Below are 10348 nucleotides of genomic sequence, written 5' to 3'. Positions count from 1 at the left end.
CATGGGGTCTGACGCGGTGGACGCCGCCCCAATCTCGGTGTGTGCTGATCGGATCGAAGAGGATGATCGCAAGTTGCGACGCACGATCCCGCAGCGGGGAATCGAGAATCGGAAACGACCGAGTTCATGTCCGACCAGCGTACTACATCAGCCGAAGCGGCACCGCGCCTGACCAGCCATCTGCGGGCGCTCTCCTTGATCGCACCCTTGCAGCGGGCCGAGGATAACAAAGGAATGCTGCATGTCGCCGCCAAGGCTGCAGAGCGCGTCGACATGCGGTATCTGGCACTCGCCGCCATTGAGTTGCTGATCGACCGGATGGGTGCGGGCGGCACCGCCAGCCGCGCCGAATTGATCGAATACCTCGCCGATTTGGCGCGGCTTCAGTCGCGAGGGCTTTCAGGCACAGACGCCCTAGCTTTGGCGGAACATGTGTTCGACGGGCTGACCAACGCCCGCGACCGCAGGGCGCGCTTCAAGGTCCGCCTGTTCGATCCCGACAAGGCGGATGGCGTCATTTTCGAGTTTGCGTTGTTACGGGCCGAGCCGCTACCCGACGGCACCGTGGGCTATCGCCTTACTCAGGAGGCCATTGAAATCCATCTCAGCCTGCTGGCGCATGATCCGCTCACCGCAACGCAGGTTAGCGAGATTATCGTCGGCGAGTTTCTCAAACGCGGACTCTATGATCACGCGGTGTCCGCCGCCGAACGCACGCGGACCAACAGCATTCGCCTGGCCGAGGCGCTGCGCTTACTGATGGCCGAAGCGCGTCGCGCCATCCTGAAAGTCATGTGGCATCAGGAACTAGGCCCGAAGATGGAAGAGGCCCGCAGCCTGCTCGATGCGTCCATCATGCGCGAGGGCGCGATGCTTGCCCAGCTTAGCGACACGGCCGCTGATGTCACAGATGAAACGGACCGCCGTCATCTCTCGCGCATCCGTAACCTATTGCTCGATGTGCAGACACGTCATCGCAAGCTGATTGTCGTGGTGCAGAAGACGGCTGAAGAATATCTTCACCTCCAGGCGGACGCCCTCAAGCTACGGCCCTTGGCGCGGCTGCCCGATCTCGAAAACGAGATTCTCGACCCTCTGTTGCGCGCGCCGGACAGCTTCCTGATCGAGAACGCGGACGGTCTTTTCGGCGCCATCTCCGGGACGCTGCCGCCGCTCGTGCTTGATCTTGGGACCACAATCGCTGCCTTCCAGCCCGACATCGAGGACATCGACGCCATCGATCCGGACTACGCGTTCGACGATCCCACCGCAGGAATCGCCTTGCCCTTTGACGAGGCGACGATCGCGCGCTCCGAGCAATTCGCGCGTGAGACGATTCTCGCCGCGGGTGCCATCACGCTTGGTGAAATCCTTGAGCGCGCGGCTCGGGCCAGACCCGAGGATGATGCCTTTCAGCGCTGCCTCTTTTTTATTTTGGAGCAGGCAATTGATCCGCGCACCACGGATGTTACCGGGGACGCGTCGATCCTAGCAACGCGTTTCGATGCGGGGTTTGTCGAGGGCACCGATGTGAGGTTTTCGCGCGCGGCGGCGACCGGAGGCGGCATCCATGCTTCCCAATGATGTCAAGGACGCTTCGCGCCTCGTCGAATGGGGATTGCATCCGCGCGCACTTCCCGAAGCCCACCCGGAATACCGAGATCTGGTACGGCGCTGGATGGACGACGGCGCTTTCAAGACGATCGTCGCTTCCGTCGCCGAAGGACTCAAGCTGCGGGTTGTCGGCGTCAGCACGCGAACCGGCATCGTGCTCGGCGCCGAATCCGAATCCGTATTCGGATACAATATCTCCCGTTTCCGGCGCCATGTCTCCAACGAGGATGCCGCCGTGGTGGCCTTGGTCTTGGTTGCCACCTGCGCGACCTTCTATCCGGCGCAGGACTCGCTTGATAGCGACGAGATCGTGTCCCCGAGCGCAACCCTGTCTGAAATCCGCGAGCGCTTGAGCAAACTGTGCCAGGCGCTCGAATCGCAGGATCGGGCCGGCGATGCGACTGCCGTCCGCTGGCGCAAGGGATGGCAATATATCCGAGCGCTTCCGGAGATCGTCGAGGATGCACGGCGCGCCGCGCGCAGCCACCTGCACGGCCTCGTAGGCCTCGCGCTCAACCATCTCTTCGAGACGGGTTTCGTGGCGGTCGACGAGCGCCAAGACGGCAACCACCTCTATGTGGCCACGCCGCGCTTCCGCATGATGCTCGCCGAGCATGCCGCGGTGCCGCTTCTCGATATCGCCCGCGCTGCGAGCGCCGCCAGGGAGGCCGTCCGTGCTTAAGATCAACCGCGCCTATCTCGACGCCTGCGGCTATGTTGATGGCGTCTTTGAAGAGCTTTTGATCAAGCCGGCGGATGCCGACGGGTCGGTCCTGCATCACGTCATTCACGCGCCGAACGGCGTCGGCAAGACCACCATTCTGGCCCTCCTCTTCAGCCTCTTTGAACCAGACCGCCGCAAGTTCCTGCGTACCGAGATCAACCGCCAGCACAAGATCGAGCACTATTTCATGCCTGGGCGCCTTGGCGTCGTCGCGCTCGAACTCGTCAAGCCCGGCGTAAACGACAAGCCGGTTCGCCACGTCATCGGACAGGTTTTCTGGCTCACGCCAGCCTCAAAGGGCGAAGAAGGCGAGCCCGGACATAGGCGCTTCTTCGCGTTCCAATCCGATGCCGCGAGCTCCCTCGACACCCTGCCCTTCCGGGGGCTTTCCGCCGAGGCGCCGCTGCGTTCGCTTGATGATTTCACGCGTTGGGCGCGCGAGATGCGCGCGCAGCCGACCTTCTTTGCCACTGACTCGCTGACCGCCTGGCGTAGGCATTTGACCGCCGAGTTGGGCGTAGAATTGAAAGTGATCGAGGTGCAGCGCCGGTTCTGCGCGGCCGAAGGCGGTATCGGCGCGGCCTTTCTTGATTTCAAATCCGAACAACAGTTCCTCGAAAAGATCTTTTCCTTCATGATTCCGACCGACGCCGCGGAGAGCGTCATCCAAGCCCTGGAGACCGGCCTTGCGAAAATCCGCGGCCTGCCGCAGCGCAAAGACCAGCTCAAAGTTCTGACCCAGCTCGCCGATGCCTTCGCACCATTTTTTTCCGCCGCCGCAGACTTGGAGACCGCCGAGACGGAACGTGCCGAGGATTTCAAGCTTTTGGGGCGGCTCTTCTCCCGCTTCAAGCTCGACCAGACAAAGCTGGAGGTGGAACGCGACACCGTCGGCGGCGAGATCGCGATCAAGGAACAGCAGCTTGAGGATGCCCGCAACCGCGAGCGCCGGCTTCATGGCGAAATTCTCTTCCTCGAAAAGTCCGCCGCCGACCGACGCTTTAGCGACGCCAAGGCGGAGGTTGAGCGCTCGAACACGAATTTCACGGCCTCTAGCCGTCGATTGCAGGCGGTGCGTGCCGCCGATATCAGCCGCCGCCTTTCATCCGCGCAAGCGCAGCAGTTGGCGTTTGAGGCCGAACTGGAACGCATCGAGCGCGATCTGGCTCCTGATCGCGCCCTCCTCGCGCGCGCCGGAGCCAATCTGCATGCCTTGCTGGAGCGGCTTGCTGACGAGGCCGAACGGGATGCCACCAAGCACGAACAGCAGGCCATGGAAGCGCAGCAGCAGGCAGATCTGCATGATGCCGCCGACCGCGAAGCGACCCGCCGCGCCGGAGATCTGAAGGCGGAGATCCAGCGTCTCGCCGTGCGAGTGGCCGATCACGACCGTGAGCGCAAGGAGCTTGAGCGGATGACCGCATTCAAACCGAGCGAAAGCCCAAGCGCGGCGATCATCCGGATCGACAGCGAGCTGCAAGCCGAAGGCGATGCCGCCGCCGAACTAGAGTTGCAGGACGAGCAGCGCGAGAAGGAATCGCGGGGCCTTGAAGGCGTGCGTACGGGCGCGCTGGCAGCGTCGAGTCGATGCGCCGAAGAAGCAGCGCGTCTCGCCAAATTCGGCGAGGCGGGTCGCGCTCTGGAGAAGGCGATCCTCGACAACGAGGCGCTGGCGCCGATCTTGGCCGGGGAGGACAAAGATCCGCATCGGCTCGACTTGCCGGAGCGGACTCGCGCCGCTCGCGCCCTCGGCGAGGAAACGCACCGCAAGCTCGCGACCGAGCGCGAAGTCATCGCGGCCGAGTTGAACTTTCTTGATGTGGAAGGCGTCTCTTCCGTGCCGCCTGATGTCGCTCTTGTAGCGCGCACGCTGAAGGAAGCCGGCATTGGCGATGCGCAGCCCGCCGAACATTACCTTGCGCAATTCAAGCAAGATGCCGAACAGGCCATCGAACTCTTGCGCAACGACCCGGCGCGTTTCGGCGGCGTGTTCGTCGCGCGTCTTGACCGCAAGCGACTTTCGGAGCTCGCCAACGATAGCCGCCTGAAATTGAAAGGCCCAGTGGTCGTCTCGGAAGCGACCCTACGATCGATCGCCGTGCCCGCGACCGAAACAGGCATTATCTTCGGCCCCTTCAGCGCGGCCCGCGTCAATAAACAAGCTGCCCTTGAAGAAAAAACACAACTGGCCGACGCCTTGCGGCAGAAGGAGACGCAGCTTGAGGGATGCGTGGTGCAGGTCGCGGCGTTAGGCAGCCTCATCGATAATCTTCGCGACTTGCACGCCGCTTATCGGGACGACCGGCCGGACGAGGTCTTGCGACGTTCCGCAGCGTTCAAGGCCGATCAGGAGCGCGCCGATCGGCAGGTCACGGATGCGGTGGCGCGTCAAGAAGCCATCACCAAGGAACGCGCAGCGTGTCGTAAGAGCCTGCGCACATGCGCCGACGCGATCAGCCGGCTGAAAATGGCAAAACAGGCCGTCGAGCAGTTCGCGCGCCGCTATGTGGATATCGCCGAGACGGCTGCGCGGATTCCGGTTGCCGAGGCCGAACAGTGTCAGCAGGAGGATGCAGCACTCAAAGCACGTGCCGCGACCGGCAAGTCACGAGCGGCGGCACTATGGCAACGAAGCGAGATGGTGGCGTTGCGCGCCACTGCTGAGGCGCGCCGATCCGATAGGGCGCATTATCCGGAGACGGACGGCGGGGCCGCTGATCGCAGCGGGACATTCGACGATCTCCGCAGCCAGTACAAAATCGCGGAGAATGCCCTGTCGAGTAAACGCGACGCCCGTCAAGCGACCGTTTCGCTTCAGCTCAACGCAGTCAAGGAAAGTATATTCAAGCTCGAACAGGAATATGCGACGGCAAGCCGCGGATTGACGGAGTTGGACCTAGAGCCCTTTGTCGCGATCGCCGATCTCGCACGCGCGATCAAAGAGTCCGAACAGAATGAGCAGCAATGCCGGGCTGCCGTCGTTCAGGCCGACGCCGCGCTGACATCGGCGCAGTCAGCGCTCGGCCCCGTCAGCGGCAAGATCGAGCGGATGGAGAAAAAGAACGGGATCAAACCCATTTCCCTGCCGGAATTTGCACAAGAGCCGGCCGAATTCTGCGCCAGCGAAGCCGCACGCCGCCAACAGCAGGCCGACACGCTTGAAACCGACATCCGTACCATGGACCGCGAATGCGGCGGCTTTCGCACGCGTCACAACAGCATCAAGGAAAAGCTGAACCGCGTCCAGTCGCTCGCCAAACGTGCCGAAGGACATCTTCCGGAGACGAACCGTCACGAACTGCCGGATTTGAGTATCGTTCACGACGAGCTTGAGCCGACGCTGGACCAGACCATCGGACGGATTGGCGAGGCACGCGCCACAATTAGCCGTCTGGAAGGCGACGCGGAAAAGCGTTTCGAGGAAATTCGCCAATTGATCGAAGGCGAACATTTCCGGCGTCTTGAGCCTCAGGTCGCCGACCATCTGCGCCGCTATTCGCATCGGACGGCGGGGGCGGAGCGCGCAACGCTTCAGGGGCGGATCGCCGAACGTATCGGCATCGTTCACGGCGAGATTGAAAATCAGGTCCGCGACCAGAACGCGTGCCTTGAACAGCTTCGCCTTCATGTCATCCACGCCGATGACCTGTTGCTCCGCGCCGCCCGCTGCTCGAAGATTCCGGATCACATCGCCTTCTACGGCGGCGAGCGCATCCTGAAGATCAAACGACGCCTGCGTGACGTGCCGGTCGAGATGGTGCGCAACCAGCTTTCCATGTGGCTCGATGAACAGGTGCTGACCGGGCGCGTTCCGTCCGACGGTGCTTTGCTCGCCGCCGAGCTCCTTAGCCGCGTGCATGCCGGCCGCGCCCTCGAAATCGAAATTCTTAAGCCGAAGCGCGACGCCATCCAGCCTTACATGCGCGTTGACAGGATGGGTCTTTCAGGCGGCGAAGGCGTAACGGTTGCCATGATGCTCTACACCGTCATCCAGAAGATGGCTATGGACGAGCGCACGGACGGTAAAAACGCGGCGTCCGGCGGCTTTCTGATGCTCGACAATACCTACGGCATGTCGAACATGATGGAACACATCATCTTGCAGAAGACGATGGCCGATCTTCTCGACATCCAGCTCTTTGTCACCACGTGCAGCGAAGACAAGCACGTCCTAAATATGTTCCCGACCATCACGCGCCTCGTCCAAGGGGAACGCGTTCTGGTGGATGGCCAGCCGAAATACATTCGCGTGCGCTCCGGCGACTATCGCCTCAAGGGGACTGACCGTGCCGCCTGAGCCGGCCGACCGTCTGGTCCGGGCACTCAAGAAGACGGGCCGCCGGCGCATTGCTCTGGAGATGCTCCGGCAGCAATTTGCAATGGCCTGTCCTGAACTCGCCGAGCAGCCGGACCGGCGGATGCGGCTGGCCGACGCCCTGCGCAGCGCGGCCGATTCGGGCGCGATCTTGCTTCCAAAACAATCGCGGAGCTGGGACCGGACGGGCGGCGCCGCGTTGCCGGGATTTGTTCTGCTCGCGACACCGCGATCAAAACCTTTGCCCGTCGTTTTGCCCGGCTATGGATGGCATCCTTTGCTGGCTTTTGCGGCCGGAGAGCGTAACCGCCTACGCCTTCAATCCGCCAAGCGGATCAATGAATGGCTTAAGACCGATCCCAACCTGAACGTCGTCGTTCCGATCAAGGAACGCTCCCTTGAGATTTTCGGCGATGAAAAGCGCCTCGATCAATTGCGCGGCGGCATGACGACGCTGTTCGGCCAATTGACGCTCGCGGCGTTGGGCTGCCGCGTTTGTCCTATTCCGCTGCCTTTCGAAGCCGGCCCAGCCTCGGCGCGCGGCCAGCCGATTCTCATCGTCGAGAACAACGATACGTGGGCGTCGTTTTCCGAATGGAATCGCCGTGCCGGACGTTTCGCCGTCGTCGCTTACGCCGGTGGCGGTCATGGCAAAAGCCTCGGCTACGACGAGACTTTTATTGACGAACTGCTTGATCGCTTTCAGGCCACGCAGCTCTTCTATTTCGGTGACATCGACCCCGCGGGGTTACGTATTGCGAGCCGCGCTGCTGAGCGCCGTGCCCGGCGCGGAGGCCTCGCACTTCGGCCAATGGCGACCCTTTACGCGTGGCTCCTTTCGCACGGGACGCGGACCGCACTCCGATCGGGCGAACGCGCATCGCCAAGCGACCTCGCTTGGCTACCCCAAGATTTGCGTGACCCAGTCGAAGCCTTGTTTTCTACCGGGCAGCGGCTTCCCCAAGAGTCCTTAGGCACACGCATTCTTTCAAAGGGTGAGATTCATTTTTAATGCGACTGAATTTTCGAGGTCAAGTAATCGCACCCCCGATCGTCCAGCGCCCCGATCCCATCACGATACTCCGCGTCCCGGCGTCAGATTGATCAGCCCGACGCAAGCTCAAGCCAGTTTCGCCTCGACGAGGACTCGTCGATAGAGGTCAATGAGTCAATGAATTGGCTCACCAGGCTCCATTCCTTGCTCGAGTGCGGCGATCGAATAACTGACCCGGCGAATGCGGTTTGCCCACCGTCGGATTCCCCGCGGCTCTCGCACCATTTCGAGTGCTCACGGCTGGCTTCGCGTCAGGCGTGGGAAATGGCTTGCCAAAACAACGCCCGGTTGATCTAAATTACTGTTTCTCATGCGCTTATCGATATTTTGCCCGGTTGCGAGAGACTACCATGGGTACCGTCACCAACATCAGGCCGACGCTGTCGCTGGACGATGAGTTCGCTAACTTTGATGTCCGAGAGGAGCTCGAACGCCAGCTCGAGCAACGACTGCGGGAAATCGACGTGGACGCCCGGCCCGCCCTCAAGGCCTTTCAGCCCGCGGCCGATGACGACCAACTTTCCCTGATTCACGCGCCGCACCAGACGCTGCGGCTGATCGCACCGGCCGGGTCAGGAAAGACCCAGACCATCATCAACCGGGTTCTGCACCTCGCCAAGAAAGGGACCCGGCCTGAGCGCATCCTTTGTCTGACGTTCGACAATTCCGCGGTGACCGCGCTGCGCGAAAAGGTCACCGAACAGCTCACCGCTCTGTCCGCGCCCCACCAAAACTTTCAGATCAGCACGCTCAATGCCTTCGGTTACAGACTGTTGCGCGAACACTTTCATGCCGAGCATAAGCAGATCATCGAGACGTCCCGCATTTGGCGCTTGATCAAGGAACTGAAGGAGACGCTGGCGTCGACAGATGAGGGGCGTAAACGTCACGATGCCCTACCGGCGTCGCTGAGATTCCGGTTCTATAGCGAGTTCTTCGGTCTGCTGAAAAACGCCCTGTTCGATCCCCGTGCCGCCGCACCCCAGAAACTCGCCGACTTTATGCTCACGAGCAAGAGCGCCCAGGTCTTCTTCCAGGCTGGGTCGACCTCCGAAGAGAAGAAGTTCGTCATCCAGGCCGTGCACTGGCTATTCAAGGAATACGAGCGTCTGCTTCAACGCGAGCAGCGCATGGACTTCGACGACCAGAAGCTTCGCGCCCTCAGATGCCTGGAGGCCTCCACCAGCGTACTGCCGCTGGTGCAGCGCCAGTTCGACGAGATCATCGTCGACGAATTCCAGGACATCAACGAGCTGGATTTCGCTTTCGTAGCGCTCATCGCGCAACGGGCCCGCCTGGTCATCACGGGCGACGACGACCAAGCCATCTACGGTTTCCGGGGCTGCACGCCCCGCTACATCATCGAGCTGGAAAAGCACCTCGACCGTCAGGTCGAGAGCTTCGAGCTCAAGCGCAACTACCGATGCCCGCGCAACATCGTCGACCACGCAACGCGCCTGATCCGGCACAATCAGTGGCGCATCGAGAAGAACCCCATTGCGCACCGCGCCGATGACGCCTCGATCAAAGTCATCGAATCGACCACGGCCACCGCCGAAGCCAAGATGATCGCCTCGACGATCGAACGAGTGCACAAGCGCAACAAGGACCTCAAACCTTCGGACTTCGCGGTTCTCTACCGCACCAACGCCCAAAGCCTGCCGATCCAGTTGCAGTTCATCCTCCGCGACATTCCCTACAATGTCCGAGAGCAGGACAACATCTTGCACAACGACGAGCTGGAAAAACTCCTCGGGGTATTGCGCGCGAAGCTTGCCCTGAACAAGGGCCAGCAGCCTGACTCGCTGGACGCAGTGCTCTGTTTGCGATCCTATTTCCAGTATGTCGATGAACGCATTCTTGCGCGGCTCGAGCGAGCCTTTGGCGCTACTCCGTCCTTCTTCGATGCCCTCTCCGGCCGATCAGTCCTGGCACTCCTGCCCAAACTGCGCGAGAGCCGCTTCGCCGCGGTGATGCAGGAGGTCGTCAAGGCGCCCTCCCTGTTCAAGACGCTCGACATCCTAGCCAAGGATTTCCGGGGTCTGCGCGGCATGGTCGGCAGCCTCGAAGACGTCGTCGACAACGAAGTGCCGCTCGGCGAGGTCTACGAGCTGGCGGCCAGCTTTCGCGGTCGGGTTGACGCCTTCGTGGATACGGTTGACGGGGCGCTCAAGCGTGCCAAGGAGGCCAACGCGGGCGACGAGAAGGATGGGGTCGCCCTGGCGACGTACTTTAAGGCGAAGGGGTTGCAGTGGCATACGGTCATCCTGACTAGTTGCAACGAGGGGCTCATTCCGCACAAGCGCGCCCCGGTCGAGGATGAGCGGCGCCTGTTCTACGTCGCGCTGACCCGCGCCTCCTCCAATCTGATCGTCAGCTATCTCAAGACTTCCTGCAAAACCCGCGTCCCACCGAGCACGTTCCTGGCCCAGGCGGGTCTGCATGGCTAGTTCCTACAGTCGCCGCTGCAAGCACTGCCAGCGCTGGATCTCCATGCGCCAGATGCCGCACGGGAAATGGGTGGCGTTCGAACACAACGAACCGCACAACTGCGACGCCGTTCCGGCGCCACCGCCGCAACGGCCTGCACCGCCGCGACCGGTGCCCATTGATGCGCCCGATTTTCCGGACATCGTTATCC

At 61.8% G+C, this 10348-nt stretch carries 5 protein-coding genes; all 5 read left to right on the top strand.

The window, feature by feature from the left end:
- The first annotated feature begins 126 nt into the window (after window positions 1-126).
- The 5 genes from XH88_RS18540 to XH88_RS18520 all read left to right on the top strand — a co-directional run bounded on the left by XH88_RS18540 (window position 127) and on the right by XH88_RS18520 (window position 10157).
- Window positions 127-1584: a hypothetical protein gene (locus tag XH88_RS18540; RefSeq protein WP_271669691.1), complete on the top strand. Its 1458-nt coding sequence runs from the start codon at window positions 127-129 to the stop codon at window positions 1582-1584.
- The gene (locus XH88_RS18535; protein ID WP_271669690.1) at window positions 1571-2296 is read left to right on the top strand and encodes a hypothetical protein; all 726 of its coding nucleotides are present in this window, start codon (window positions 1571-1573) and stop codon (window positions 2294-2296) included. The genes XH88_RS18540 and XH88_RS18535 overlap by 14 nt, the downstream gene beginning before the upstream one ends.
- Window positions 2289-6635, top strand: a complete 4347-nt coding sequence (locus tag XH88_RS18530; protein WP_271669689.1) for a hypothetical protein — start codon at window positions 2289-2291, stop codon at window positions 6633-6635. The genes XH88_RS18535 and XH88_RS18530 overlap by 8 nt, the downstream gene beginning before the upstream one ends.
- The gene (locus XH88_RS18525) at window positions 6625-7665 is read left to right on the top strand and encodes a Wadjet anti-phage system protein JetD domain-containing protein (protein WP_271669688.1); all 1041 of its coding nucleotides are present in this window, start codon (window positions 6625-6627) and stop codon (window positions 7663-7665) included. Before XH88_RS18530 ends, XH88_RS18525 begins: the two co-directional genes overlap by 11 nt.
- A 392-nt stretch (window positions 7666-8057) precedes the next feature.
- Window positions 8058-10157 carry an ATP-dependent helicase gene (locus tag XH88_RS18520; protein WP_271669687.1) on the top strand — a complete coding sequence of 700 codons (2100 nt, stop codon included), beginning with the start codon at window positions 8058-8060 and terminating at the stop codon, window positions 10155-10157.
- The last annotated feature ends 191 nt before the right edge of the window (window positions 10158-10348 follow it).

Origin of the sequence: Bradyrhizobium sp. CCBAU 51627, assembly GCF_028128765.1 — a bacterium.
Taxonomy (GTDB): domain Bacteria; phylum Pseudomonadota; class Alphaproteobacteria; order Rhizobiales; family Xanthobacteraceae; genus Bradyrhizobium.
This window is presented reverse-complemented; position numbering and strand designations above follow the sequence as displayed.

What these genes read in the sequence shown, in the direction of transcription:
- XH88_RS18540 (WP_271669691.1), top strand. Translation starts at nt 127, where the DNA reads ATGTCCGACCAGCGTACTACATCAGCCGAAGCGGCACCGCGCCTGACC.
- XH88_RS18535 (WP_271669690.1), top strand. Translation starts at nt 1,571, where the DNA reads ATGCTTCCCAATGATGTCAAGGACGCTTCGCGCCTCGTCGAATGGGGA.
- XH88_RS18520 (WP_271669687.1), top strand. Translation starts at nt 8,058, where the DNA reads ATGGGTACCGTCACCAACATCAGGCCGACGCTGTCGCTGGACGATGAG.